The organism is Kitasatospora sp. NBC_00039 (assembly GCF_045160625.1).
GTDB lineage: Bacteria > Actinomycetota > Actinomycetes > Streptomycetales > Streptomycetaceae > Kitasatospora.
This window is the reverse complement of record NZ_CP108289.1, coordinates 3,370,772-3,396,008: the sequence shown is the minus strand read 5'-3', so window position 1 is coordinate 3,396,008 and position 25,237 is coordinate 3,370,772. Positions and strand designations below refer to the sequence as shown.

Below are 25,237 nucleotides of genomic sequence, written 5' to 3'. Positions count from 1 at the left end.
TCGGGTCTCCTCGTTCCTCGCTTTCGGCACCGGCGCGCCCTCCTGCCGCTGTGCCCGATGGGCGGCTCCGGGCGCTGGTCCCGGTGCCGACGGTCGTCGCTCGGATGCCCCTCGTGCCTCGGGTCTCCTCGTTCCTCGCTTTCGGCACCGGCGCGCCCTCCTGCCGCCCGGCCGGGTGCACCGGCCCCGCGTCGGCAGGACGGCCGCGATCCCCGGACCTACGCTGGAGAAATCCACCCGATGCGCCCCGGGAGCTCCGCCATGACCGTCACCGATGCCGCGACCGGAACCTCCGAGACGACAGGGCGGCGGTGGGCGTCCGAGACGCTGCGCCGTGCCGACCCGCAGCTGGCAGACCTGCTGGCCGCCGAGGCCGAGCGGCGGGCCGAGAGCGTCCAGCTGCTGGCGGGGGAGAACCTCACCAGCCCCGCAGTGCTGGCCGCCCTCACCGGCCCGCTGATCGACAAGTACGCCGAGGGCTACCCCGGCCGGCGCCACCACACCGGCTGCACGCTGGCGGACGCCGCCGAGCTGCTGGCGATCGACCGGGCCTGCGGACTCTTCGCCGCCCCGCACGCCAACGTCCAGCCCCGGTCGGTCACTTCGGCGATGCTGGCGACGTACGCGGCACTGCTGCGGCCGGGTGACGTGGTGCTGGCGATGTCGCTGGAGCACGGCGGCCACCTCAGCTGCGGCTCGCGCGCCAACTTCTCCGGCCGCTGGTTCGACTTCGTCGGCTACGGGGTGCGCCGGGAGGACGGTCTGATCGACCTCGACGAGGTCCGTGAGCTCGCGCGCAAGCACCGCCCGAAGGCCATCGTGGCCGGCTCCATCTCGTACCCGCGGCACCCGGACTGGGCCGCCTTCCGGGAGATCGCCGACGAGGTGGACGCCTATCTGATCGCCTCCGCCGCGCAGACCAGCGGCCTGGTCGCGGCGGGTGTGGCGCCCTCCCCGGTGCCGTACGCGGACGTCACCGTGGCCGCCACCCACAAGCTGCTCCGCGGTCCGCGCGGCGGCCTGCTGCTCTCCACCGCAGCTCTGGCCGAGCGGATCGACCGGGCGGTCTTCCCGTTCAGCCAGGGCGGCGCGGCGATGAACGAGGTGGCCGGCAAGGCCGTCGCGTTCGCCGAGGCGGCCACCCCCGGGTACCGCGCGTACGCCCACCGCACCGTCGCGGGGGCGCGCGTCCTGGCCGCGGGGCTCGCGGAGGCCGGCATGCGCCCACTGACCGGCGGTACCGACACCCACCTGGTCACCGCCGACGTCGGCCCGCTCGAGGTCAGCGGCGCCGAGGCCGAGCGCCGCTGCGCCGTCGCCGGACTGATGCTCGGCAAGTGCGCCCTGCCGTACGACCCGGCGCCGCCCGCCGAGACGTCCGGGATCCGGCTCGGTAGCGGGACCGTCACCTCGCAGGGCATGGGCGAGGCGGAGCTGGCCGAGATCGCCGGCCTGATCGGACGGCTGCTCTCCGAGGGAACGGACGTACGGATCGGTGCCCGGGTCCGGGAGCTCGCGGGGGCCTTCGCCGACCGCCGGTGAGCGGGTATCGCGGTCAGCTACCCGGTAGGGCGAACCGCGATGCACGTCCCGGGCGTCCGACTCAATAAGGTGTGTGCCGTGGCGACGCACCTCGATACCCGGACAGGCACGGGAGTACCTTCGGTACCCACCCGTCGGACAGTGACGCAGGAGGCCAGTGGTGCGTGAGTATCTGCTGGTGCTGTTCTGCACCGCGGCCGTCACCTACCTGCTGACCGGCCCGGTCCGGAAGTTCGCGATCGCGGCGGGCGCGATGCCGCCGGTCCGCGCCCGTGACGTGCACCGCGAGCCCACGCCGAGGCTGGGCGGCATCGCCATGTTCGGCGGACTCTGCGCGGGCATCCTGGTCGCCTCGCAGCTGGACAACCTCTCCAAGGTCTTCTCCCAGGGCACCGACATCCGCGCGCTGCTCTCCGGCGCCGGGATCATGTGGCTGCTCGGCGTGCTCGACGACAAGTGGGGCGTGGACGCCCTGGTCAAGCTGGGCGGCCAGATGATCGCCGCCGGCGTGATGGTCTGGCAGGGGGTCACCGTGATCACCCTGCCGGTGCCCGGCGTCGGCGCGGTCGCGGTCAGCCCCACCCAGGGCATGGTCATCTCGGTCACCCTGGTCGTCGTCATGGTCAACGCGGTGAACTTCATCGACGGCCTGGACGGCCTGGCCGGCGGCATGGTCTGCATCGCCGCGATGGCCTTCTTCCTGTACTCGTACCGGCTCTGGTACGGCTACACGATCTCGGACGCCGCCCCCGCCGTGCTGTTCAGCGTGCTGCTGATCGGCATGTGCCTGGGCTTCCTGGTGCACAACCTGCACCCGGCCCGGATCTTCATGGGCGACTCCGGCTCGATGATGCTCGGCCTGATGCTGGCCGTCGCCGCGATCTCCATCACCGGCCGCGTCGACCCCGACCTCATCACCAGCGAGACCGGTTCGCAGACCGCCACCGTGCACGCCTTGGTGCCGATCTACATCCCGCTGCTGCTGCCGCTGACCGTCATCGCGCTGCCGCTCGCCGACCTGCTGCTCGCCGTGGTCCGCCGCACCTGGGCCGGGCAGTCGCCCTTCGCCGCCGACAAGCGGCACCTGCACCACCGGCTGCTCCAGGTCGGCCACTCGCACAGCCGGGCCGTGCTGATCATGTACTTCTGGGCCGCGCTGATCGCCTTCGGGACCGTCGCCTTCTCGGTCACCAACACCGGCCGCACGGTCGTGCTGACGCTGGCCGGGCTCTGCCTGGTCGGCCTGGTCGTGCTGCTCACCCCGCGGTTCCGCCCGCGGGCCCCGCGCGCGGTGCAGGGCTTCGTCCCGCCGCGCTACCGGCGCCGCGGCCCGGCCCGGAGTGCCGCGGCGGCCGTCGGGAGCGACGCCGTGCCGCCCGCCCCGACCTCGGCGCCGATGGCCGAGCTGTCCGCCAAGGACAAGGAACTGCTCGGCGAACTGCCCAAGGGCTCGTCCGCCGTCGGCGGCAACGGGAACGGCAACGGCAACGGTACGAACCGTGGCCGTCAGGTGAACTGACGTATCGTCAAGATGGTTCACCCGTACGGCGACACTGTTGGGCCATCGGTGTGACAGGTACCACACATTCATGGTAAAGCTCTCATCAAATAGTTTGTGATACCGTTCACGAGTACCGAGAACACGCCGAAAGACCTGACAGGTGGAGGACTTCCGTCCCTGGTCGGTCTCCCTCGACGGGCCCGCCGCGGAGCGGCAAGGCCTGCGGCGCTTCCTCGGTCGGTGCCACCCACCACGTTCTGTGCCCGTCCCCCCGCCACATCGACATGCCGCCGGAGCTGCCGACATGCCGTCCAACGACGCGCGGATCCTCCGCGGCGCCGCGATCCCCACTGCGGTCGCCGGAATCATCGCCATGGTGATCTCCTATGCCGTCGCGGGCGGCAAGGGAGCGCTCGGCGCCCTGTTCGGAACGCTGCTGGTGATGGCCTTCTTCAGCTTCGGCCAGGTCGCACTCGACCGGCTGACCAGGTCGAACCCGCACATCATGATGGCCGCCGGACTCCTGGTCTACACCACTCAGATCCTGCTGGTCGGTATCGTCCTCGCGGTCTTCAAGAACACCGAGCTCTTCAACCGGCAGGCGTTCGCCTTCACGCTGCTGGGCTGCGCCCTGATCTGGACGGGCTTCCAGGTGCGCGGCGCACTCAAGGCCAAGACCTTCTACGTCGACACCGACGCCTCCGAAAACAAGGCCGACAAGCCTTCCGACTCGGGGCGTCAACAGTGACGAGGCCCGACTGTCCCCCCAACGAGGGGGGCGGTGTTTATGCGGTCCTGACGGACTGCTATCGTCCGTCGCAACAACGGAGTACGGGAAGCGGCCAGGTCTGTCCGATCGATGGACGGATCGCCCCCCGGACCCGTGCAGTCTTCGATGGTCCCGCTGTGGCGCTGCTACCTGCCGAGCGGGCTCCGCGAGAAACCCATCAAGTTCCAGTGCCGCACCGTGGCCGCAGGCCACGCCGACACACCGAGGTTGCCGTAACCATGCGTCACGACGAAGGAGTCCGTGGTGAGTGCTGATCAGCTCACGTTCCTCGCCTCAGGCAGTTGCCACTTCGGGGACGCTGGCTGCGGCTTCCCGGCCCCGGGCCTGAACGAGTTCCAGTTCGAGCCGATCTTCTCGATCGGCAGCGTCGACTTCAACAAGCCGATGCTGCTGTCGATGATCGTCGCCTTCCTGGTGGTCGTCTTCTTCTGGGCCTCGTTCGCCAAGCCGCGCCTCGTCCCGGGCAAGCTGCAGCTGGTCGGTGAGATCGGCTACGACTTCGTCAAGCGCTCCATCGTGCTGGAGACGATCGGCAAGAAGGGCGAGAAGTACGTCCCGATGCTCGTCTCGATGTTCTTCTTCGTCTGGTTGATGAACATCATGTCGGTCATCCCGTTCGCCCAGTTCCCGGTGACGGCAGCGATCGCGTTCCCGGCCGGCCTCGCGGCCGTCGTCTGGGTCACCTACATGACGCTGACCTTCAAGAAGCACGGCTTCGTCGGCGGCCTGAAGAACCTCTGCTGGCCTTCGGGCATTCCCGGCTGGGTCATGTTCATCCTGGTGCCGATCGAGTTCTTCTCGAACATCTTCGTGCGCCCGTTCACGCTCGCGGTCCGAGCCTTCGCGAACATGTTCGCCGGCCACCTGCTGATCGTGATGTTCTCCATCGCCTCCTGGTACCTGCTCAGCCCGACCCTGGGCGCGCTCTACGGCTCGGCCTCGTTCATCGTCGCCGTCGGCCTGACCGCCTTCGAGCTGCTGGTCCAGTTCCTGCAGGCCTACATCTTCGTGATGCTGGCCAGCAGCTACATCGCCGGTGCCCTCGAAGAGGCGCACTGAGCCAGGGGCCACGGCCCTCCTGAACCACTCCCGGAACGCCCGGTGGCCAATCACCACCGGTACACCATCCCCGCAAAGGACACACTGCAATGAGCATGCTCGCTGAGGTCGGCGTCTACGGTTCCGTCGCTTCGATCGGTTACGGCCTCGCCGCGATCGGCCCCGGCATCGGTGTCGGTCTCATCTTCGGTAACGGCGTGCAGGCCATGGCCCGCCAGCCCGAGGCCGCCGGCCTCATCCGCTCCAACATGTTCATCGGCTTCGCGCTGACCGAGGCGCTCGCCCTCATCGGCATCGTCATGCCGTTCGTCTTCGGCCAGGGCCCCAAGTAATCCCCGCCGTAGACCCTTCGAGGAAGGTCCAGATATGAGCGTCGTGGCTCAGCTTGCGGAGACGGAGGAGATCATGAATCCTCTCCTGCCCGCGTGGCCCGAGATCATCATCGGCCTGCTCTGCTTCTTCATCGTCTTCGGCCTGCTCGGCAAGAAGCTCCTCCCCAGCATCGAGAAGGTGCTGTCGGAGCGCCGGGACGCCATCGAGGGCGGAATGGAGCGGGCCGAGGCCGCTCAGGCCGAGGCTCAGGCCCTGCTTGAGCAGTACCGCGCCGAGCTCGCCGAGGCGCGTCACGAGGCTGCCCGCATCGTCGAGCAGGCTCGCGAGCAGGGCGCTGCCCAGCTCACCGAGATGCGCGAGGAGGGCCAGCGTCAGCGCGAGGCCATCGTCGCCGCCGGCCACGCGCAGATCGAGGCCGACAAGAAGCAGGCGACCGCCGCCCTGCGCCAGGACGTGGGTTCGCTCGCTTCGCAGCTGGCCTCCCGCATCGTGGGTGAGTCCCTCGAGGACCACGCGCGGCAGAGCGGCGTCATCGACCGCTTCCTGGACGAGCTGGAGGCCAAGGCCGCCGTTGCTCAGGGTGCGGCCAAGTGATCGGCGCAAGCCGCGAGGCCCTCGCCGCCGGGCGGCAGAACCTCGAAGGCCTGACCGACTCCACCTCGGTGGATGCGGCCAAGCTCGCCGAGGAGCTCACCGCCGTCACGGTCCTCCTGGACCGTGAGGTGTCGCTGCGCCGCGTCCTGACCGACCCGTCCCGGTCCGGCCAGGACAAGGCCCAGCTGGTCTCCTCGCTGCTGACCGGTCAGGTCTCCGGCGAGACCATCGACCTGGTCTCCGGCCTGGTCCGCTCCCGCTGGTCGGGTGCGCGTGACCTGGTCGACGCCGTCGAGGAGCTGGCCGCGTACGCCGAGGTCATCGCGGCCGAGAAGGCCGGTGTCCTGGACGACGTCGAGGACGAGCTGTTCCGGTTCGGCCGGGTGGTGAGCGGCTCGAACGAGCTGCGCTCCGCGCTGACCGAGCCGAAGGCCGGTGCCGCCCCCAAGGCGGCGCTGATCAAGAAGCTGCTCGGCGGCCGCGCCAACGCCGGCACCGTCCGGCTGGTCACCGCCCTGGTGAACGCTCCGCGTGGCCGTAGCCTTGAGCAGGGCCTCGAGTCCTACTCGAAGCTCGCCGCCGCCCGGCGCGGGCGCGTGGTGGCCCTGGTCACCACCGCGGTGCCGCTGTCGGACGGCCAGAAGGAGCGCCTGTCGGGCGCCCTGGGCCGGCTCTACGGCCGCCAGGTGCACCTGAACATCGACGTCGACCCCGAGGTCGTCGGCGGTGTCCGGGTCCAGATCGGCGACGAGATCATCGACGGCACCGTGTCGAGCCGCCTCGAAGGCGCTCGCCAGTCGCTCGAAGGCTGAGTACCGAAGCACATCCGACCCTCGGTCGGGAACCGGCTCCACCGGAGCCGGCAAATCGTACGGCCGGTTCGAGAGACCCGGCCGAGAGTCGAATACTTGCGGCCCTCAATGGCGGGCCGAGGATCGCAAACTAGGAGAGCAGGGAAGCCTGATGGCGGAGCTTACGATCCGTCCGGAGGAAATCCGGGACGCGCTGGCCGACTTTGTCCAGTCGTACCAGCCGGACGCCGCCTCGCGTGAAGAGGTCGGCACGGTCACTGACGCGGCGGACGGTATCGCGCATGTCGAGGGCCTGCCCTCGGTCATGGCGAACGAGCTGCTGAAGTTCGAGGACGGCACGCTCGGCCTCGCGCTGAACCTCGACACCCGCGAGATCGGTGTCGTCATCCTCGGTGAGTTCAGCGGCATCGAGGAGGGCCAGACGGTGCGCCGCACCGGCGAGATCCTCTCCGTGCCGGTCGGCGACGGCTACCTCGGCCGCGTCGTGGACCCGCTGGGCAACCCGATCGACGGTCTGGGCGACATCGCCTCCACCGGCCGCCGCGCCCTGGAGCTGCAGGCCCCCGGCGTCATGGCCCGCAAGTCGGTCAAGCAGCCGCTGCAGACCGGCATCAAGGCCATCGACGCGATGACCCCGATCGGCCGCGGCCAGCGCCAGCTGATCATCGGTGACCGCCAGACCGGCAAGACCGCGGTGGCCGTCGACACGATCATCAACCAGCGTGACAACTGGCGCTCGGGCGACCCGGAGAAGCAGGTCCGCTGCATCTACGTCGCCGTGGGCCAGAAGGGCTCCACCATCGCGTCCGTCCGTGGCGCCCTGGAGGAGGCCGGCGCGCTGGAGTACACCACCATCGTGGCTGCTCCCGCCTCCGACCCGGCCGGCTTCAAGTACCTCGCCCCGTACACCGGTTCGGCCATCGGCCAGGAGTGGATGTACGAAGGCAAGCACGTCCTGATCATCTTCGACGACCTGTCGAAGCAGGCCGAGGCCTACCGCTCCGTCTCCCTGCTGCTGCGCCGCCCGCCGGGCCGCGAGGCCTACCCGGGTGACGTGTTCTACCTGCACTCCCGTCTGCTGGAGCGCTGCGCCAAGCTGAACGACGCCCTGGGCGGCGGCTCGATGACCGGTCTGCCGATCATCGAGACCAAGGCCAACGACGTCTCGGCGTACATCCCGACCAACGTCATCTCCATCACCGACGGCCAGTGCTTCCTGGAGTCCGACCTGTTCAACGCCGGCATCCGCCCGGCCGTGAACGTCGGTATCTCGGTCTCCCGCGTCGGTGGCTCCGCCCAGATCAAGGCCATGCGCTCGGTCGCCGGCCGTCTGCGCCTGGACCTCGCCCAGTACCGTGAGCTGGAGGCGTTCGCCGCCTTCGGTTCCGACCTGGACGCGGCCTCCAAGGCCCAGCTGGAGCGCGGTGCGCGCATGGTCGAGCTGCTGAAGCAGGGCCAGTACCAGCCGTTCCCGGTCGAGGAGCAGGTCGTCTCCATCTGGGCCGGCACCACCGGCAAGCTGGACGACGTCCCGGTGGCGGACATCCGCCGCTTCGAGCGTGAGTTCCTGGACCACGTGCGCCTGCAGCACAAGGACCTGCTGGCCGGCATCGTCGAGACCGGTCTGCTCGCCGACGGCACCGTCGACGCGCTGACCACCGCGATCGACGCCTTCAAGCAGGGCTTCACCACCGCCGACGGCAAGCTGCTCGGCGAGCAGGCCTGAGTCCGGTAGCGAGGGAAAGGACGTAACGACCCATGGGAGCACAGCTTCGGGTCTACAAGCGCCGGATCCGCTCTGTCACCGCGACGAAGAAGATCACCAAGGCGATGGAGATGATCTCCGCGTCGCGCATCGTCAAGGCGCAGCGCGCGGTGGCCGCCTCCACTCCGTACGCCGATGAGCTCACCCGGGCGGTGACGGCGGTGGCCACCCGGTCCAACGCCAAGCACCCGCTCACCACCGAGAACCCGGACGCCACCCGGGCCGCCGTCCTGCTGATCACGGCGGACCGTGGTCTGGCGGGCGGTTACTCGACCAACGCCATCAAGGCGGCGCTCACGCTCTCCGAGCGGCTCCGCGGCGAGGGCAAGGACGTGGTGACGTACATCGTCGGCCGCAAGGGCGTCTCGTACTACGGCTTCCGCGACTTCTCGGTCGCGGGCTCGTGGACGGGATTCTCGGACAAGCCGACCTACGGCGACGCCAAGGCCGTGGCGGCCGACCTGATCGAGGCCTTCACGGCCGAGACGGGCGGCGTGGACGAGCTCCACCTCGTCTCGACCGAGTTCGTGTCGATGCTGACGCAGAACGCGGTGGACGCCCGGCTGCTGCCGCTGAAGCTGGACGAGGTCCAGCTCAGCGACCAGACGCCGGCCAAGGCGGAGATCTTCCCGCTGTACGACTTCGAGCCGTCGGCGGAGGGCGTCCTCGACGCGCTGCTGCCGCGGTACGTCGAGAGCCGGATCTACAACGCGATGCTGCAGTCGGCCGCCTCCGAGCACGCCGCTCGCCGGCGTGCGATGAAGAGCGCGACGGACAATGCCGGCGAGCTCATCAAGTCGCTCACGCGGCTTGCCAACTCGGCCCGTCAGGCCGAGATCACCCAGGAAATCAGCGAGATCGTCGGCGGTGCCAACGCCCTCGCCGACGCTAGCCGCGGGAGCGAATGAGAATGACCACCACTGTTGAGCCGACCACGGCGACGGGCCGCGTCGCGCGGGTCATCGGCCCGGTCGTCGACGTGGAGTTCCCCGTCGACGCTATTCCGGACATGTACAACGCCCTGCACGTCGAGGTGGACAACCCCGACGGCTCGGGCAAGAAGACCCTGACCCTCGAGGTCGCGCAGCACCTCGGCGACGGCATGGTCCGCGGCATCTCGATGCAGCCGACCGACGGCCTGGTCCGTGGCACGCAGGTCAGCGACACCGGCGCGGCCATCTCCGTCCCGGTCGGCCAGATCACCAAGGGCAAGGTCTTCAACGCCCTCGGCGACGTGCTGAACGTCGACAAGGACGAGTTCGAGTCGCAGGTCAAGGTCCGGTGGCCGATCCACCGCAAGGCCCCGGAGTTCAAGGACCTCGAGTCCAAGACCGAGATGTTCGAGACCGGCATCAAGGTCATCGACCTCCTCACCCCGTACGTCACGGGTGGCAAGATCGGTCTGTTCGGTGGTGCCGGTGTCGGCAAGACCGTTCTGATCCAGGAGATGATCTACCGCGTCGCCGAGAACTTCGGTGGTGTGTCGGTGTTCGCCGGCGTCGGCGAGCGCACCCGTGAGGGCAACGACCTCATCGACGAGATGGTCGACTCGGGCGTTCTGGACAAGACCGCGCTGGTCTTCGGCCAGATGGACGAGCCGCCGGGCACCCGTCTGCGCGTCGCGCTCTCCGCGCTGACCATGGCGGAGTACTTCCGTGACGTCGAGAAGCAGGACGTGCTCCTCTTCATCGACAACATCTTCCGGTTCACCCAGGCCGGTTCCGAGGTGTCGACCCTGCTCGGCCGTATGCCCTCCGCGGTGGGTTACCAGCCGAACCTGGCCGACGAGATGGGCCTCCTGCAGGAGCGCATCACCTCGACCCGCGGTCACTCGATCACCTCGATGCAGGCGATCTACGTCCCCGCGGACGACCTGACCGACCCGGCCCCGGCCACCACCTTCGCCCACCTGGACGCGACGACCGTTCTGTCGCGCCCGATCTCGGAGAAGGGCATCTACCCGGCCGTCGACCCGCTGGACTCCACGTCCCGCATCCTCGACCCGCGGTACATCGCGCAGACCCACTACGACACGGCCATCCGTATCAAGGGGATCCTGCAGAAGTACAAGGACCTCCAGGACATCATCGCGATCCTCGGTATCGACGAGCTGTCCGAGGAGGACAAGGTCACGGTCCACCGTGCCCGTCGCATCGAGCGCTTCCTCTCGCAGAACACCTACGTGGCGAAGCAGTTCACCGGTGTCGAGGGTTCGACCGTGCCGCTGTCCGAGACGATCGAGGCCTTCAACTCGATCGCGGACGGCAAGTACGACGCCGTTCCGGAGCAGGCCTTCTTCATGTGCGGTGGCATCGAGGACCTCGAGAAGAACGCCGCCGAGCTGGCGAAGAAGTAATCGCGGCCGGTAGCAGCTGAGTGACCGTGAGGGGTGGGCCCCAGCCCTGGGACCCACCCCTCGCGTCGCATCGGCTGTGATTCCGGTCAAATCCGTGCCGCCGGTTTCATGCCGGGGGCGCGGGCCCGTTATTCTTACCGAAACTCCCGAGTAATCGGGGGTTGCATGAGCCTAGGAGCCCACGTTGGCTGAGCTGCACGTCGAGCTGGTCGCAGCCGACCGCAAGGTGTGGTCCGGTGCGGCCACCATCGTCGTCGCCCGTACGGCCTCCGGTGACACCGGCATCATGCCGGGCCACACCCCGGTGCTGAGCGTGCTGGAGACCGGTCCGGTCACCATCCGCACGGTGGACGGCGGCACCGTGATCGCCGCTGTGCACGGAGGCTTCATCTCCTTCGCCGACAACAAGCTGTCTCTGCTCGCGGAGATCGCCGAGCTGGCGGACGAGATCGACGTCGCACGTGCCGAGCGTGCACTGGAGAAGGCGCAGTCGGACCTGGACGAGCACGCCGAGCGACGCGCAGAGGTGCGTCTGTTCGCGGCGCGCGGTCTCAAGGCCCACGCCTGAGTGCGCCAGACCCTCTAGCGGGGTCGACCGACGGTCCCGGGGACGCGTGAGCGTGACCCCGGGACTGTCGTCTCAGTTGGTAGGTCAACGCGGTCGCCTGATACGACCGACACGGGGAACGCGGGTAGCGAGGAGGTAGGTGAGCATGGTCCTCGCCCTTGTGGTGTGCGCGGCGGTCGTGGCCTCGGGTGTGATCGGCCTGGTCGCGTTCGCGGTACGACGCCGTGTGATCCAGCGGGTCGGCGGCACGTTCGACTGCAGCTACCGGCTCAAAATGCCCGCCGACGCCTCGACGCAGCCCGACCTCGACGAGAACGGCAAACCCACCTCGGCCCCGGTCCCCCAGACCGACGGCAAGGGGTGGGTTTTTGGTATCGGCCGCTACAGCGGTGACTCGATCGAGTGGTTCCGGGTCTTCTCGTACGCCCCGCGCCCGCGCAAGGTGCTGCCCCGCCGGGAGATCGAGGTGCTCGGCCGGCGCTACCCCGAGGGCCAGGAGGAGCTGGCGCTGCTCTCCGGCTCGGTCGTGCTGCGGTGCCTGCACAACGGCGCCCCGCTGGAGCTGGCGATGAGCGAGGACGCGCTCACCGGCTTCCTCGCCTGGCTCGAGGCCGCACCCCCCGGGCAGAGGGTCAACGTCGCGTAGCGGCGAGGCCCTCGGGGTGGGGGCACCTCCCGGCCGGAGGCTGGGGGAGGGTTAACGCCGCCTAACCGCTTGGCTACTCTTGGCCCCATGGTCAATCTGACGCGCATCTACACCCGTACCGGCGACGACGGCACCACCGCGCTCGGTGACATGAGCCGTACCACCAAGACCGATCCGCGCCTGGTCGCGTACGCCGACACCAACGAGGCGAACGCCGCGATCGGTGTGGCGATCGCCGCCGGCGGGCTGACGGAGGATGTCGCCGCCGTCCTCACCCGGGTGCAGAACGACCTCTTCGACGTCGGCGCCGACCTGGCCACCCCGGTGGTGGAGGACCCGCCCTCGTCCCATTCCAGGGTGGCCCCGCCGCTGCGGGTGCTGCAGTCCTACATCGACAAGCTGGAGGAGGACTGCGACCACTACCTGGAGTCGCTGGAGAAGCTGCGCAGCTTCATCCTCCCCGGGGGCACCGCGGGCGCCGCCTACCTGCACCTGGCCTGCACGGTGGTGCGCCGGGCCGAGCGGGCCACCTGGGCCGCCATCGAGGAGCACGGGGAGAGCGTCAACCCGCTGACCGCCAAGTACCTGAACCGGCTCTCCGACCTGCTGTTCATCCTGGCCCGGACGGCCAACAAGGAGCAGGGCGACGTGCTCTGGGTACCGGGCGAGAACCGCTGATCACCCCTGCGGGGCCTACGGCTGCCGGGGCCTACTGCTGCTGCGGGATCTTCCAGCCGACCACGTGGCCGTCCTCGACGATCGCGCCGGCCGGCGCCTCCTTGGGCCACCGCGAGTAGCAGGCGGCCACGATCACGTTGATCACGGCGGCCAGGCCCAGCCGGATGTACCAGCCGATGAAGGCGGAGAAGTGCGCGGCACCGGCGGAGAGCGGCACCAGGGCGGTGATCAGGCCCAGCGTGATGGCGGCCGAGACCACGGTGCGGCCGCAGATCTGCCACTCGTGGCGGGTCCGCTCGGGGCCGTACTTGGGGGAGGGCTTCGGCTTGGGGCCGCCGGCGAAGCGGTGCTGGAAGTGCCGGTCGGCCCAGCGGACCAGCGAGGGCCCGTACCCGATGGAGAAGCCCGCGTAGCCCGCGGCCAGCGCGTGCGTCCAGCTCGCGGCGGCGCCGCCGCGCAGGTCGAGGACGGTGAGGACGAACAGCGTGAGGTCCACCACCGGCAGGCCGACCAGCAGCACGGTGCTCGTCCTGCGCCACCGCAGGAGGTAGCGGGTGGCCAGGCCGAGCCCGAGGAGGATCCAGAAGGCGACCTCGGCGGCGAGGATGAGGGTGACGATCATGGTGGGCTCCGCGGCTCTCGGTGACGCTGCCAGCCTTTCCGACGCGGGTGCGCGTGTCGTCGTCGCCGGAGCCGAGCCCGGTCTGCACCTTTCGATGTACGGCGGCTCCTCCCCGCACCGGAGCCGCCCACCCGGCCGGAGATGATCTGATGGGGCCGTGCGCAGACCCAACCTCACCCCGCGGCAGCAAGACCGGGCGATCGCGCTCTTCGGGCTGCTCGGGGGCCTGTTCCTGATCGCCATCGGGGTCTACGACGGCTCCGAGCACATCCCCCGCTGGATGGTCGTCCCGCCGCTGCTGCTGATGGCCTCGCTGGAGCCGGTCCGGCGCACCCGGCCGGTCCTCATCGCGACGGCCGGCGGGATCGTCTTCGCGGTCAGCATCTTCAACGGGGCGCTTCTGGCGACCACCCTGATGTACACCGACCTGCTGTACGCCGCGGTGCTCTACGGCAACCCGAAGATGTCGCGGGTGCTGCACCTGACCGGTGCGGCCTCGGTGCTGGGGCTCTCGACGCTGGTGCTGATCTACAGCGACGCCCCGACCGCGGTGGCCGTCGTGGTGCTGACCACGCTGGTCTACCTGGCGCCGGTCTGGACGGGCGACATCGTGCGCAAGCACCGGCAGGAGGCGGAGACCCAGCGGCTGCGGGCCGAACAGACCGCGCTGCTCTCCGAGCTGGACCGGCGCGAGGCCGTCGTCGCCGAACGGGCGCGGATGGCAAGGGAGTTGCACGATGTGGTGGCCAACCACCTGTCGGCCATCGCGATCCACGCCACCGGGGCCCAGTCGGTGGCCCGCCGCCAGCTGCGGCCCGAGGACGACCCGTTGGTGGAGGTGCTGGCGGTGATCCGGGAGAACAGCGTGCAGGGACTGGCCGAAATGCGCCGCATGATCGGCCTGCTGCGGGACAGTGGCGGGGGAGAGGCCGACGCGTCGTACGCCGCGCCCGACCTGGAGGCGGTCGACGCGCTGCTGGCCAAGGCCCGGGCGGCCGGGCAGGACGTCGGTCTGGACTTCGAGTTCACCGAGCACGGCGACCGCGGGGAGCTGCCGGTGCCGGTCAACCTGGCGGCGTACCGGATCGTCCAGGAGTCGCTGACCAACGCGCTCAAGCACGCCGGGCCGGGGCACGTCCGGGTGCTGCTGGAGTACCGGCCGGAGGAGCTGCGGATCGCGGTGGACAGCCCGTTCCGCAGCGGCGCCGGCCGGGAGCTGCCCGGTGCCCGGGCGGGCATGGTGGGCATGCGGGAGCGGGCCGGACTGCTCGGCGGCAGGTTCACGGCCGGGCCCGAGGGGGATTTCTGGAGCGTACGCGCGGTGCTGCCGCGGGCGCTGGTGACCGAGGACGGAGAGGGGCGGGCATGACGATCCGGGTGCTGGTGGCGGAGGACCAGGCGGCGGTCCGCGCCGCGCTGGTGATGATCCTGCGGGCCGAGCCGGACATCGAGGTGGTCGGGCAGGCCGCGGACGGCGAGGAGGCCGTCCGGCTCGCGCTGGAGCTGCGGCCCGACGTCGTCCTGATGGACGTGCAGATGCCCCGGCTGGACGGCGTCTCGGCGACCCGCCAGGTGGTGGCCGCCGGGGCCGCCCAGGTACTGGTGCTCACCACGTTCGACCTGGACGAGTACGTCTACGGCGCGCTGCGGGCCGGCGCGGCCGGGTTCCTGCTGAAGGACCTGGAGGCGGACACCCTGGTGGAGGGCATCCGCACGGTGGCGCGCGGGGACGGCATGCTGGCGCCCTCGGTGACCAGGCGGCTGATCGGCTCCTTCGCCCGCCCGGACCGGGCCGTCGGGCCGGACGTCCGCGAGGCGGTGGCCGGGCTCACGCCGCGTGAGCGGGAGGTGCTGGCCTGCCTCGGTGCCGGGCTCTCCAACGGGGAGATCGCCGGGCGGCTGGCGATGGCGGAGGCGACCACCAAGACGCACGTCAGCCGGATCCTGGCCAAGCTGCGGCTGCGCAGCCGGGTGCAGGCGGCGATCCTGGCCCAGGACCTCGGCCTGGGCATCTGAGCACCCGGCAGATCGGTCCGGCAGATCGGTCCGGCCGGCCCGTCCGGCCGGGTCTGTCGCAGATCACACTCTCGGATGCCACCACGGGCGCGTGAAGGGTATTAGAGTCCCGCGCGTAGTGAGCGAAGCGAGTGAGCCGAAAGAGGTGCGCGCTTCGCTCGGGCGACCGCCGCGCGACAGCGGGGCGGGACAACAGAGCGATGCGGCTCTTGCGGGTGATCCCTGCCCTGAGCCGCCTTCAGGGCCCGCCCGCAGGGCGGCGACGGCATCCGGGAGACCAAGCCATGAGCAATGCGTCCAGCCAGCAGATCGCCGTGATCGGCGCCGGCCTCATGGGGGCCGGCATCGCCCAGGTCTCCGCCCAGGCCGGCCACCCGGTGGTGCTGCGGGACGTCACCGAGGAGGCGCTGCAGCGCGGGCTCGCGGGCATCCGCGCCTCGTACGACAAGTTCGTCTCCAAGGGCCGGCTGACCGCCGAGGACGCCGAGGCGGCGCTCGGCCGGATCACCACCACCACCGACCTGGGTGCGGTCGCCGAGGCTGACATCGTGGTCGAGGCGGTCTTCGAGCAGCTGGACGTCAAGGAAGGCGTCTTCCGGGAGCTCGACAAGATCGCCAAGGACGGCGCGGTGCTGGCCTCCAACACCTCCGCGATCCCGATCACCCGGATCGCGGCCGCCACCGGGCGCCCCGAGTCGGTCGTCGGCGTGCATTTCTTCTCGCCGGTGCCGCTGATGAAGCTGGTCGAACTGGTCCGCGGCTACAAGACGAGCGACGAGACGCTGGCCACCGCCCGCGCCTTCGCCGAGGGCGTCGGCAAGGACGTCGTCGTCGTCAACCGCGACGTGGCCGGCTTCGTCACGACCCGACTGATCACCGCGCTGGTCGTCGAGGCCGCCAAGCTCTACGAGTCGGGCGTCGCCACCGCCGAGGACATCGACACCGCCTGCCGGCTCGGTTTCGGCCACCCGATGGGCCCGCTGGAGACCGCCGACCTGACCGGCGTCGACATCCTGCTGCACGCCGCCCGGAACATCTACGCCGAGACCCAGGACGAGAAGTTCGCCGCGCCGGAGATCATGGCGCGCATGGTCACCGCCGGCGACCTGGGCCGCAAGAGCGGCCGAGGCTTCTACCCGTACCCGGGCAAGTGACCCACCAAGGCGCGTGACCAGGCGGGCCGTACGGTCGGAGCATCGTACGGCCCGTCTGCCGGGGGCGGGTGAGTTTCCTCACGCCGGGTGCCGCAGACGGGTGATTTGGGCGGTAATCGAGCGTAGGTGTGGAGAGTTCCTGCGTATATTCCCTCGGACGAGTGAAGTTGCTTCAGATCTGGCCGGAACCAGCAACCTGCGGACCTGGTTCACCGTCAGATGAGGGGGAGCCCGGCCCGCGCCGACGGCCGCGGCCGGGCCCGGGCGCGGGGCGTCAGGCCCGCCCGGATGGACACCTGTTCCCGGGCCCGGCGCGGCCGGGGTGGGACGACCCGTACCAGTGACCCGCCAGGCGGAGGAGGAGACCATGCGCATCCAGGGCGACCACGCCGCGCTGGCCATCGAAGGCCGCCTCGACGTGCGCACCGCCGCCGACGCGCGGGTCCGGCTGCACCAGGCCGTCGACGGCGGGCTGGGCGACCTCGTCCTCGACCTCGCCCGGCTGGAGTTCTGGGACGCCACCGGCCTCGGCGTGATCATGGGCACGCACCGGCGGGCCGGCCGGATCGGCCGCCGGCTGGTGCTGCGCTCCGTCCCGGCCCAGCTCCAGCGGCTGCTGGTGGCCACCCGGCTGCACCGCATCCTCGCCGTCGAGGGCGTGGTCGCCGAGCCCCGTGGCGCCACCCTGCCCGTGCTCGGCCCGGTGCTGTAGGCCGCCGCTCCCCGGTTCAGGGTGGGTCCGCGCTTCGCGCGCGGCGGCGGATGTGCAAGAGTCTGCCGTCAGAACACGGCCGCCGGGCCGAGGTCCGGCTCCTCCCAGCCTCCGGCCGGGTGGTACCCCTCAGCCCGGAAACGGCCGTGCGAAGTCGTCGGTCGACAGGGGCGGAGCAGATCGTGGGACAGCCATCCGGTGAGTTCCGGCAGGAGGCCGTACGCACCCGGGGCGGTGAACTGGTCTCCGGTGGCCTGCTGGTGACCGTCGGCACCCCGGACGGCTCCGAGGTGCGCCCCTGTCCCGAGGAGTGGCGCCCCCGCCCCCGCCGGATCGAGCGCACCGAACCCGCCCGCGGCCCGGTCGGCGGCCCCGGCCGTGCGGTCGGACCACTCGCCCTCGGCGCCGGGCCCGCCGACCTCCCGCTGCTCGACCGCGAGGCCGACATCGCCCAGCTGCTGGGCCTGCTTGCCGAGGGCCGTTCGATACGCCTGGTCGGCCAGGCCGGCTCCGGCCGCAGCGCCCTGCTGTCGGCCGTCGCCGAAGCGGCCGGCGACCTCGCACCCGGCGGTGTCGTCCAGCTCTGCGGCCACCGCCGCACCGCCGCCGACCTCCTCCAGGACCTCTTCGCCGCCACCCACCAGGCCCCCGGCTTCCGCCCCGACCCCGGACAGCTCGCCGAACACCTCGGCCGGGTCGGCGCGATCGTCGTGATCGACGAGGTCGAGCAGGCCGGCCCGGAGCTGGAGCAGCTGCTCGCCGCCGCCCCCGACTGCGCCTTCCTGGTCTCCGTCGCCCCCGACAGCCCGCCGCTGCCCGCCGACTCCCGGCTCCGGGACCACCTCGTCGCCGGTCTCTCCCGCCCCGCCTGCCTCGCGCTCGCCGCCCGGCTGGCCGGCCGCCCGCTCGACGTGGCCGAGAAGGCGTGGGCCGTCGACCTCTGGTTCGAGTCCGAGGGGCTGCCGCTGCGCTTCGTCCAGGCCGCCGCGCTGCTGCGGCAGCGGGACGTCGCGGTGGACGCGCTGGTGGCCGCCGAGGAGGACCGCCTCGACGTCTTCGGCGTGGTCCAGGAGCCCGTCCACGACCCCGATCCGGCGGTCCGTGAGGGCGCGCTGCGCAGGACCGTCCCGCTGCCGTCCGTTGCCGAGAGCGCCTCGCCCGCCGTCCGGCTCGCCGAGGGCCTCTCCGAGCCCGCCCAGGCCGTGCTGCGGCTCTCCGTGGCGCTCGCCGGCGAATGCCCGACCGCCCCGCACCTGCCGGCGCTGATCGACGTCGGCCAGGGAGAGAGCGCCCTGCACGAACTCGCCGACGCCGGGCTCGCGGTGTCCATCGGCGGCCACCACCGTCTCACCGCGGGCGCGCTCGAACTCCTCGCGCCGCACTGGCCGGCCCGCGGCAGCATCGACGGGGCCGCCCAGCACTTCGCCTGGTGGGTCGGGCACAGCTCCGTCTCCACCGAGCAGATCGCGGCCGAGGCCGAGGTGGTGATCGGGGTCATGCTGGCCGACCGCACCGCCGGCCGGCACGCCGCCGTCGTCCGGCTGGCCCGGGCGGCCGCCCCGGCGCTGGCGCTGGCACTGCGCTGGGGGGCCTGGGAGCGTGCCCTGATGCTCGGCCTGGAGGCCGCCCGGCAGACCGGCTCCCGGGCCGACGAGGCCTGGTTCCACCACGAGTTGGGCGTCTACGCGATCTGCGTCCGGGAGCCCGGCCGGGCGGCCGCCGAACTGGAGTCCGCGCTCACGCTGCGGGCCGCGCTCGGCGAGCCGCGCGGGGCCGCCGGCGCCCGCCGGATGCTGGACCTGCTGCGCGCCGACGGCCGGGAGCTGCCCGCCGCCCAGGCCGGCCCGGTGCCCGCGCGACGGCCCGTCATCCGGGCGATCGCGCAGGTGCCGTGGCGGTTCAAGACGACCCCCGGTACGGCCGGCCGTACCCGCCGCACGGCGATCGCGGCCTCGGCGGCGGTGCTCGCGCTCGGCGTGCTCGGCACGGCGGTCGCGATGAGCGTCACCGGCCCGGAGGAGCACCGGGGCACCGACCCGCACAGCAGCACCGACGACGGCACCGGCCTGCCCGCGGGCGGGACGACGCCCCGGCCGAGCCTCAGCCCCGGCACGGCGGCCTCCGGCGGCTCGGAGAGCCCGGGCGGCTCCCCGGCGGTGGAGGAGAGCGGCCCGGAGCCGTCGGCGAGCAGCAGCGGGGCGTCGCACTCGCCGTCCGCGTCGAAGAAGCCGAGCAGGTCGCCGAGCGCCGGCGAGTCCGCCTCGCAGTCCCCGGCCCCGGGCCAGTCGCAGCCCCCGGCGGGCGGCGCGGGCGGCGCGGGTGGAGCAGGCGGTGGCGCGGGCGCCGGCGGTGCGGGCGGGAACCCGCCGCCGCCCGGCGGTTCGGCCGGCGGCGCGGGCTCCGGCTCGGGCGGCGCGAACGGGGGCGCGGCGGGCGGCCAGTCCGGTGGGGGCACCAGCTCGCCGCCGACCACCACCACGCCCAGCTCGACTCCGCCGACCACCAGCGCCTCACCGAGCACGACGCCGTCGGGCTCGGTGAGCCCGACGGCGTCTCCGTCCTCGTCCTGACGGGTCAGGGAGTCCGGGTCAGAACAGCTTCAGCTTGTCGTCGTCGATGCCGCGCAGCGCGTCGTAGTCCAGCACCACGCAGCCGATGCCGCGGTCGGTGGCCAGGACGCGGGCCTGGGGCTTGATCTCCTGCGCGGCGAAGATGCCCTTGACCGGGGAGAGCAGCGGGTCCCGGTTGAGCAGCTCCAGGTAGCGGGTGAGCTGTTCGACGCCGTCGATCTCGCCGCGGCGCTTGATCTCGACGGCGACCGTCGCGCCGTCGGAGTCGCGGCAGAGGATGTCGACCGGGCCGATGGCGGTCGGGTACTCGCGGCGGATCAGGGACCAGCCGGTGCCGAGCACCTCCATCCGGTCCGCCAGCAGCTCCTGGAGGTGTGCCTCGACGCCGTCCTTGATCAGGCCCGGGTCGACCCCGAGCTCGTGGGACGAGTCGTGCAGAACCTCCTCCAGTGTGATGATGAGCTTCTCGCCGGCCTTGTTCTCCACCGTCCAGACCCCGTCGGCCTCCCTGAGGACGCACGGCGGGGACATCCAGTTGAGCGGCTTGTAGGCGCGGTCGTCGGCGTGGATGCTGACGCTGCCGTCGGCCTTGACCAGGATGAGCCTGGTGGCGGAGGGCAGATGGGCGGAGAGCCGACCGGCATAGTCGACTGAGCAGCGGGCAATTACGAGACGCACGGTCGACCACGCTAGCCCACTGAGGCCAGTTGATGCGATTCCGCGACGACCGGGTGAAGAATCCGCGAACCCCGCGAACATGGAGGTTCGGCGATCCGGCGAACGCCTGTCGGCACCCTGGCGCCCATTCCCTCGGGCCGCTACGGTGTGTGACGGGGTGCTCGCAGGAGCGCTGTCAACGGGGATGGAGACTTCAGATGAACGATCCGACGTGATCCGGCCAATCTGGTGCACCAAGGCGTATTTCCGGAGCAATCCGAAGGAATCACCGGCCTGGCCCTCCGTTGACTGCCACGCTGTTCTGGGCGGCCGGCGCCCCCGACAAGTCGCTCGACCCGTCCTCGGCGCCGACGCCTCCGCACGGTGCCGGAAACAGCCGTCCGACGGCGTTCCGGACATCACGCGCGATTCGCCCACCCTCACCCTCAGCTTGGACTACGCATCACCACCCGGGCGCCGCGCGGGTGGACCGCGAGAGGAGAATCCATGTCGCTCGACGTCTCACCGGCCCTGCTCGAGAAGGCCGAGCGGGGCGAGGTCGACGAGCGGGAATTCGTCGACTGCGTCCGCGTCTCCCTGCCGTACGCCTGGGAGCTGATCAGTTCGCTGGTCGCCCAGGCGAAGGTCGACGGCACCGACTTCGCCGACAACCACGTACCGCCGCCCAGCGAGCAGGCCCGTGGCCAGCTCCTCCGGGCCCTCGCCAGCGACGCCATCCGGGGTGCGCTGCAGCGCCACTTCGGTGTCCGGCTGGCCTTCCAGAACTGTCACCGGGTGGCGGTGTTCCTGCCGTCGGACTCCAACGAGGCGCGGTTCGATCGTTTCACGTCCGTCCGGGAGCAGCTGCTCAACCAGTCCGAGGAACTCCGGGACTGCTGACCGGTCGTCGGACGCACGGCCCCGGCGCGGCATGCCACCGGGCCGCCCCGCCCCCGCCGAGGGGGAGGGGCGGCCCGGGCTGCTACTCGCCCGCTCGCCTCCGGTGCGCTCGCGTCCGGTGCCGACGGTCGGCGCTCCAACGCCCCTCGCGCCTCGGGGTGTCCTCACTTCTCCCTTTCGGTACCGGCGCGCCCCTTCGGCTCGGGGCGGGGCCGCTACTCGCCGGCCCGTCGGGCTCCTCAGCCCAGCTGCGGCAGCACCTCGGAGCCGAGCCGGGCGATGTTGTGCAGGGTGGCCTCGCGGTCGCCGCTGCCCTCGGCGAGCAGCGCGAAGCGGCGGATGCCGGTGCGCTCGGCGGTGGCCAGCAGCCGGTCGGCGCACTGCTTCGGCGTGCCCACCGCGTGCAGGTCGCAGAGGAGTTCGGTGTACTGGTGCGGGTCGCGCATCTTGCGCTCCCGGCCGTCCACCGTGCGGTGCGCGCCGAGCCCGTACTCGAACCAGCCGGGCATCGCCCGCAGCAGGGTGGCCCGGGCGGCCGAGGTGCGGTCGTCGACCTGGGCCACGCCGGCCGCGACGTGTTGGCGGGTCACCCGGCGCAGCTGCTCCTCGCCGCGCCCGGCGGCCAGCCAGGCCGTCCGGTACAGCTCCAGCATCTGCAGCTTGTCCTCGTCACCGGAGTGCATGCCGAGCAGCATCGGCAGCCCGCGTTCGGCGGCCAGCCGTACCCCGCCGGGCGAGGTGCAGGCGACCACCACCGGCGGTCCGGCCGCCGGGCGCCCCGCGGTGGTGAGTTCCTCGCCGGCGCCGTCGGCGTCCTTGCGCTGACGGGGGAAGCGCAGCAGCCCGGACTGGTCGCCGAGGCCGAGCCAGGTGCCGAGGTCGGGTGTGCGCGGCGGCTCGCTCGCGCACGGCACCACGGCCACCTCGGGGAAGGTGAACTGCGGCCCGTCCGCGCCGACCCGGGAGCCGCGCAGCCAGCGCAGCAGCAGGTCGAGGCGCTCGGGGAAGCCCTGTTCGAAGGCGTCCACGCCGCTGCCGAACACGTCCAGGTCGATCCAGGGACCGCCGCGGCCGACCCCGAGCGTGAACCGCCCGCCCGAGATGAGGTGCAGCATCGCGGCCTGCTCGCCGAGGGCCACCGGGTGGGCGGTGGAGAGCACGCTGACCGCCGTGCCGACGCCGATCCGGCGGGTGCGGCCGAGCAGCATCGCGGCGAGGGTGGCGGCGTTCGGGCAGACCCCGTACGGGACGAAGTGGTGCTCGGCCAGCCATACGCCGTCCAGACCCGCCCGTTCGGCCTCGACGGCGGCCCGGACGGTTCGGTCCAGGGCCTCGCCGTGGGTCTGCCCGGGGAACTGCGCCGAGAGCAGGAAGGCGCCGACCCGGACCGGTGCGGTCTCCGGGGGGAGTGCGCCGGAGCGCTGCGGCGCGGGCAGCGGGGTGCCGGGGGCGGCGGTCACCGGGGCGGCGGCCGCCAGCACCTGGCCGGGTGCCGGGGACCGGACTCCGACGGGCCGGCGGGTCTCGGCTCGGGCGCTGGTCTTGGTCATCCTTGGGCCTCCTCGGGTGCGCGCAGGGTCTGCGGGCCCCGCCTGTCCCCTTGTGAGTAACCGATGTCATGTGCCAATGGCACGCCGAACCACGAATTTCGCGGAAGATCGGGTGGATATCGCGGGAAACGCCGAAGTGCCGGACGGTGGCGTGATAGGGGCCCTGGGGACGAGTCGCACGCCCTAGGCTGGAATGGTTCCGAGCCCCCGCAGAGAGGTAGCCCCGACGTGTCGCCCCGCCGCAACCGGATCAAGAGCGCCGCCGATCGCGAGACTGCGGAGCCGGCCGCCCCGCTCGGCGGCTCGCTGCGCCGCACCGACAGCTACCAGGGCGACGACTGGGTCGTCCAGACGGTGGCGGGCACGCCCGGCCGGTTCTACCGCTGCCCGGGCTGCGACCAGGAGATCCCCCCGGGTGTCGGCCATGTGGTGGCCTGGCCGATGCACGGCGCCGGGGTGGACGACCGGCGGCACTGGCACCGCGCGTGCTGGGGCGCCCGCGAGCGCCGGGCCTCCAACATCCAGCGCGGCCGCGGCGCCCCCCGGTACTGAGGGACGCCGCGTGCCATCCGGCCCGGGTCAGGCGTCGCGCTTCTTCAGGACGAGCGCGCCGCCGACCAGCGCGGCCAGCGTCCAGGCCAGGCAGATCGCGAACCCGGCCCAGGGGCCGTACGGCTGGCCGTGCTGCTCGTACACCAGGAGCATCCGCGAGCCCGCGTAGTCCGGGAAGTAGTGGGCCAGCGTCTTGACCTTCGGCACCGCCGAGAGGATCGGCGAGAGCAGGAAGAAGAACGGCACCAGCACGCCGAGCGCCAGCGTCTGGTTGTGGAGCATCGCGGTGACGCCGGCCGAGAACAGGCAGAGCATCGTCAGGTAGAGCGCCGCGCCGAACACCGCCCGCAGCACGTGCGGTTCGGAGATGCTGGTGGAGTGGTCGCCGAGCAGTGCCTGGCCGACGAAGAATGTGATGAACGCGGTGACCAGGGAGACTGCGAAGGCGAGGGCGCCGAGCACCACCGCTTTGCCGGTCAGCAGGGTGCCCCGCTGCGGGACGGCGGCCAGGGTGACCCTGATCATCCCGCTGCTGTACTCGTTGCCGACCGCGAGCACTCCGAAGACGATGATGGCCAGTTCGCCCAGCATGATGCCGGAGAAAGCCGTCCCCGTGGCGTCGAACGGGGTGTCGTCGTTGCCGCGGAACTCGGCGAAGTTGTTGTTGGTGAGCAGGGAGAGCAGAGCGCCGACACCGAGCGTGACGACGAAGGCCAGCGCGAGTGTCCAGACCGTCGACCGGACGCTGCGGATCTTCGTCCACTCGGAGCGCAGGACCGCCGGGAAGGACGCCATCTCAGTTCTCCTCCGTGCCGCTGGCCGCCGGCTGCTTCGCCGCGCCGCCCTGCCAGGTGGCGCCCCAGGTGCCCGGTGCGCCGGCCGCGTCGCGGCCCTCGCCGTCCCCGGCGTGGTACTCCACCGAGTCGGCCGTCATCTGCATGAACGCTTCTTCCAGCGAGGCCTGTTGGGGGCTCAGCTCGTGCAGCACCACACCGTGGCCGGCGGCCAGGTCGCCGAGCTGGGCGAGGTCGCCGTCGACCACCTCGTACGAGCCGTCCGGGCCGGGTTCGTGCCGGAGCCCGGCGCCGGCCAGCGCGTCCAGCAGGCGCTCGGGGTGCGGGGTGCGCAGCCGGACGGCGGAGCGCGAGTTGCGCCGGATGAACTCGGCCATCGGCAGGTCGGCGAGCAGCCGGCCCTTGCCGATGACGACCAGGTGGTCGGCGGTGACGGCCATCTCGCTCATCAGGTGGGAGGAGACGAAGACGGTCCGGCCCTCGCCGGCGAGGCGCTTCATCAGATTGCGGATCCAGAGGATGCCCTCCGGGTCGAGCCCGTTGACCGGCTCGTCGAACATCACGATCTCGGGGTCGCCGAGCAGGGCGGAGGCGATGCCGAGCCGCTGGCCCATGCCGAGCGAGAAGCCGCGGGCGCGCTTGCGGGCGACCGGGGTGAGGCCGACCAGGCCGAGCACCTCGTCCACCCGGGAGGTGGGGATGCGGTTGCTCTGGGCGAGCCAGAGCAGGTGGTCGCGGGCGCTGCGGCCGGGGTGGACGGCCTTGGCCTCCAGCAGCGCGCCGATGTACTTGAGCGGCTCGCTGAGCTGTCCGTATCTCCTGCCGTCGATGGTGACGCGGCCGGTGGTGGGCCGGTCCAGATCGAGGATCATGCGCATCGTGGTGGACTTGCCGGCACCGTTGGGGCCGAGGAAGCCGGTGACCACGCCCGGCGGCACCTGGAAGCTCAGCCGGTCCACGGCGAGTGTCTTGCCGTAGCGTTTCGTCAGGTCGTGCAACTCGATCATTCGCGCTCCCTTACTCTCCGTCAGGCTATGACAAAGCGGACGGGGCGGCCCGCTGAAGT

General features: G+C 71.4%; 25 protein-coding genes. 20 read left to right on the top strand and 5 right to left on the bottom strand.

Annotation, left to right across the window (positions count from 1 at the left end):
• The first annotated feature begins 261 nt into the window (after positions 1-261).
• The 13 genes from glyA to OG286_RS14895 all read left to right on the top strand — a co-directional run bounded on the left by glyA (position 262) and on the right by OG286_RS14895 (position 12,644).
• Positions 262-1,542 (top strand): serine hydroxymethyltransferase, encoded by a 1,281-nt coding sequence (gene glyA / locus OG286_RS14955; RefSeq protein ID WP_396320834.1) that lies wholly within the window; start codon positions 262-264, stop codon positions 1,540-1,542.
• 160 nt (positions 1,543-1,702) lie between these two features.
• Entirely contained in the window at positions 1,703-3,061 is a 1,359-nt protein-coding gene (locus OG286_RS14950; protein ID WP_396320835.1) for an MraY family glycosyltransferase, read from the top strand.
• Positions 3,062-3,347: 286 nt separating this feature from the next.
• Positions 3,348-3,791, top strand: a complete 444-nt coding sequence (locus OG286_RS14945) for a hypothetical protein (RefSeq protein ID WP_396320836.1) — start codon at positions 3,348-3,350, stop codon at positions 3,789-3,791.
• 285 nt (positions 3,792-4,076) lie between these two features.
• Positions 4,077-4,892 carry a F0F1 ATP synthase subunit A gene (atpB, locus tag OG286_RS14940; RefSeq protein ID WP_396320837.1) on the top strand — a complete coding sequence of 272 codons (816 nt, stop codon included), beginning with the start codon at positions 4,077-4,079 and terminating at the stop codon, positions 4,890-4,892.
• A gap of 89 nt (positions 4,893-4,981) precedes the next feature.
• Positions 4,982-5,224 carry an ATP synthase F0 subunit C gene (atpE, locus tag OG286_RS14935; RefSeq protein ID WP_030302757.1) on the top strand — a complete coding sequence of 81 codons (243 nt, stop codon included), beginning with the start codon at positions 4,982-4,984 and terminating at the stop codon, positions 5,222-5,224.
• Between the two features lie 34 nt (positions 5,225-5,258).
• Complete coding sequence (locus tag OG286_RS14930) at positions 5,259-5,819, top strand: F0F1 ATP synthase subunit B (protein WP_396320838.1); 561 nt, start codon at positions 5,259-5,261, stop codon at positions 5,817-5,819.
• Positions 5,816-6,631, top strand: a complete 816-nt coding sequence (locus OG286_RS14925; protein WP_396320840.1) for a F0F1 ATP synthase subunit delta — start codon at positions 5,816-5,818, stop codon at positions 6,629-6,631. The genes OG286_RS14930 and OG286_RS14925 overlap by 4 nt, the downstream gene beginning before the upstream one ends.
• 151 nt (positions 6,632-6,782) lie before the next feature.
• Positions 6,783-8,357: a F0F1 ATP synthase subunit alpha gene (gene atpA, locus OG286_RS14920; RefSeq protein ID WP_396320842.1), complete on the top strand. Its 1,575-nt coding sequence runs from the start codon at positions 6,783-6,785 to the stop codon at positions 8,355-8,357.
• Positions 8,358-8,389: 32 nt separating this feature from the next.
• Positions 8,390-9,304 (top strand): F0F1 ATP synthase subunit gamma, encoded by a 915-nt coding sequence (locus OG286_RS14915; RefSeq protein WP_396320843.1) that lies wholly within the window; start codon positions 8,390-8,392, stop codon positions 9,302-9,304.
• Positions 9,305-9,306: 2 nt separating this feature from the next.
• A complete protein-coding gene (atpD, locus tag OG286_RS14910) occupies positions 9,307-10,752 on the top strand; it encodes a F0F1 ATP synthase subunit beta (protein ID WP_396320844.1) in 1,446 nt (481 codons plus the stop codon).
• A gap of 184 nt (positions 10,753-10,936) precedes the next feature.
• On the top strand, positions 10,937-11,320 hold the full coding sequence (locus tag OG286_RS14905; RefSeq protein ID WP_148642910.1) for a F0F1 ATP synthase subunit epsilon: 384 nt from the start codon (positions 10,937-10,939) through the stop codon (positions 11,318-11,320).
• 145 nt (positions 11,321-11,465) lie between these two features.
• Positions 11,466-11,966 (top strand): DUF2550 domain-containing protein, encoded by a 501-nt coding sequence (locus tag OG286_RS14900; protein WP_396320845.1) that lies wholly within the window; start codon positions 11,466-11,468, stop codon positions 11,964-11,966.
• 87 nt (positions 11,967-12,053) lie between these two features.
• Positions 12,054-12,644: a cob(I)yrinic acid a,c-diamide adenosyltransferase gene (locus tag OG286_RS14895; protein WP_396320846.1), complete on the top strand. Its 591-nt coding sequence runs from the start codon at positions 12,054-12,056 to the stop codon at positions 12,642-12,644.
• A 31-nt stretch (positions 12,645-12,675) separates the two neighbouring features.
• Here OG286_RS14895 and OG286_RS14890 read toward each other — a convergent pair whose 3' ends face one another.
• Positions 12,676-13,266 carry a hypothetical protein gene (locus OG286_RS14890; protein WP_405361368.1) on the bottom strand — a complete coding sequence of 197 codons (591 nt, stop codon included), beginning with the start codon at positions 13,264-13,266 and terminating at the stop codon, positions 12,676-12,678.
• A gap of 157 nt (positions 13,267-13,423) precedes the next feature.
• Between OG286_RS14890 and OG286_RS14885 the strand changes: the two genes are divergently transcribed.
• From OG286_RS14885 to OG286_RS14865, 5 genes are all read left to right on the top strand, one after another.
• Complete coding sequence (locus OG286_RS14885) at positions 13,424-14,635, top strand: sensor histidine kinase (RefSeq protein ID WP_396320849.1); 1,212 nt, start codon at positions 13,424-13,426, stop codon at positions 14,633-14,635.
• Complete coding sequence (locus tag OG286_RS14880; protein ID WP_396320850.1) at positions 14,632-15,282, top strand: response regulator; 651 nt, start codon at positions 14,632-14,634, stop codon at positions 15,280-15,282. Before OG286_RS14885 ends, OG286_RS14880 begins: the two co-directional genes overlap by 4 nt.
• 284 nt (positions 15,283-15,566) lie before the next feature.
• The gene (locus OG286_RS14875) at positions 15,567-16,436 is read left to right on the top strand and encodes a 3-hydroxyacyl-CoA dehydrogenase family protein (RefSeq protein ID WP_396320851.1); all 870 of its coding nucleotides are present in this window, start codon (positions 15,567-15,569) and stop codon (positions 16,434-16,436) included.
• Between the two features lie 367 nt (positions 16,437-16,803).
• Positions 16,804-17,148 carry an STAS domain-containing protein gene (locus OG286_RS14870; protein ID WP_396320852.1) on the top strand — a complete coding sequence of 115 codons (345 nt, stop codon included), beginning with the start codon at positions 16,804-16,806 and terminating at the stop codon, positions 17,146-17,148.
• Between the two features lie 182 nt (positions 17,149-17,330).
• Positions 17,331-19,718 (top strand): hypothetical protein, encoded by a 2,388-nt coding sequence (locus tag OG286_RS14865; protein WP_396320853.1) that lies wholly within the window; start codon positions 17,331-17,333, stop codon positions 19,716-19,718.
• A gap of 18 nt (positions 19,719-19,736) precedes the next feature.
• Here OG286_RS14865 and nucS read toward each other — a convergent pair whose 3' ends face one another.
• Positions 19,737-20,396, bottom strand: a complete 660-nt coding sequence (nucS, locus tag OG286_RS14860; RefSeq protein ID WP_396320854.1) for an endonuclease NucS — start codon at positions 20,394-20,396, stop codon at positions 19,737-19,739.
• A 486-nt stretch (positions 20,397-20,882) separates the two neighbouring features.
• Between nucS and OG286_RS14855 the strand changes: the two genes are divergently transcribed.
• Complete coding sequence (locus OG286_RS14855; RefSeq protein ID WP_329489629.1) at positions 20,883-21,275, top strand: SCO5389 family protein; 393 nt, start codon at positions 20,883-20,885, stop codon at positions 21,273-21,275.
• Positions 21,276-21,514: 239 nt separating this feature from the next.
• Here OG286_RS14855 and OG286_RS14850 read toward each other — a convergent pair whose 3' ends face one another.
• Positions 21,515-22,825, bottom strand: a complete 1,311-nt coding sequence (locus OG286_RS14850) for an LLM class flavin-dependent oxidoreductase (protein WP_405361374.1) — start codon at positions 22,823-22,825, stop codon at positions 21,515-21,517.
• Between the two features lie 228 nt (positions 22,826-23,053).
• Here OG286_RS14850 and OG286_RS14845 point away from each other — a divergent pair, with 228 nt between their 5' ends.
• A complete protein-coding gene (locus OG286_RS14845) occupies positions 23,054-23,377 on the top strand; it encodes an ATP/GTP-binding protein (RefSeq protein WP_396320856.1) in 324 nt (107 codons plus the stop codon).
• Between the two features lie 27 nt (positions 23,378-23,404).
• Here the strand turns inward: OG286_RS14845 and OG286_RS14840 are convergent, their stop codons facing one another.
• Positions 23,405-24,172: an ABC transporter permease subunit gene (locus OG286_RS14840; RefSeq protein ID WP_396320858.1), complete on the bottom strand. Its 768-nt coding sequence runs from the start codon at positions 24,170-24,172 to the stop codon at positions 23,405-23,407.
• Between the two features lies 1 nt (position 24,173).
• The gene (locus OG286_RS14835; RefSeq protein WP_396320859.1) at positions 24,174-25,178 is read right to left on the bottom strand and encodes an ATP-binding cassette domain-containing protein; all 1,005 of its coding nucleotides are present in this window, start codon (positions 25,176-25,178) and stop codon (positions 24,174-24,176) included.
• Positions 25,179-25,237 lie beyond the last annotated feature (59 nt).

What these genes read in the sequence shown, in the direction of transcription:
- OG286_RS14875 (WP_396320851.1), top strand. Translation starts at nt 15,567, where the DNA reads ATGAGCAATGCGTCCAGCCAGCAGATCGCCGTGATCGGCGCCGGCCTC.
- OG286_RS14895 (WP_396320846.1), top strand. Translation starts at nt 12,054, where the DNA reads ATGGTCAATCTGACGCGCATCTACACCCGTACCGGCGACGACGGCACC.
- OG286_RS14855 (WP_329489629.1), top strand. Translation starts at nt 20,883, where the DNA reads ATGTCGCTCGACGTCTCACCGGCCCTGCTCGAGAAGGCCGAGCGGGGC.
- OG286_RS14840 (WP_396320858.1), bottom strand. Translation starts at nt 24,172, where the DNA reads ATGGCGTCCTTCCCGGCGGTCCTGCGCTCCGAGTGGACGAAGATCCGC.
- atpA (WP_396320842.1), top strand. Translation starts at nt 6,783, where the DNA reads ATGGCGGAGCTTACGATCCGTCCGGAGGAAATCCGGGACGCGCTGGCC.
- OG286_RS14880 (WP_396320850.1), top strand. Translation starts at nt 14,632, where the DNA reads ATGACGATCCGGGTGCTGGTGGCGGAGGACCAGGCGGCGGTCCGCGCC.
- glyA (WP_396320834.1), top strand. Translation starts at nt 262, where the DNA reads ATGACCGTCACCGATGCCGCGACCGGAACCTCCGAGACGACAGGGCGG.
- OG286_RS14890 (WP_405361368.1), bottom strand. Translation starts at nt 13,266, where the DNA reads ATGATCGTCACCCTCATCCTCGCCGCCGAGGTCGCCTTCTGGATCCTC.
- OG286_RS14900 (WP_396320845.1), top strand. Translation starts at nt 11,466, where the DNA reads ATGGTCCTCGCCCTTGTGGTGTGCGCGGCGGTCGTGGCCTCGGGTGTG.
- atpE (WP_030302757.1), top strand. Translation starts at nt 4,982, where the DNA reads ATGAGCATGCTCGCTGAGGTCGGCGTCTACGGTTCCGTCGCTTCGATC.
- OG286_RS14915 (WP_396320843.1), top strand. Translation starts at nt 8,390, where the DNA reads ATGGGAGCACAGCTTCGGGTCTACAAGCGCCGGATCCGCTCTGTCACC.
- OG286_RS14945 (WP_396320836.1), top strand. Translation starts at nt 3,348, where the DNA reads ATGCCGTCCAACGACGCGCGGATCCTCCGCGGCGCCGCGATCCCCACT.
- OG286_RS14850 (WP_405361374.1), bottom strand. Translation starts at nt 22,825, where the DNA reads ATGACCAAGACCAGCGCCCGAGCCGAGACCCGCCGGCCCGTCGGAGTC.
- atpD (WP_396320844.1), top strand. Translation starts at nt 9,307, where the DNA reads ATGACCACCACTGTTGAGCCGACCACGGCGACGGGCCGCGTCGCGCGG.
- OG286_RS14870 (WP_396320852.1), top strand. Translation starts at nt 16,804, where the DNA reads ATGCGCATCCAGGGCGACCACGCCGCGCTGGCCATCGAAGGCCGCCTC.
- OG286_RS14930 (WP_396320838.1), top strand. Translation starts at nt 5,259, where the DNA reads ATGAGCGTCGTGGCTCAGCTTGCGGAGACGGAGGAGATCATGAATCCT.
- OG286_RS14835 (WP_396320859.1), bottom strand. Translation starts at nt 25,178, where the DNA reads ATGATCGAGTTGCACGACCTGACGAAACGCTACGGCAAGACACTCGCC.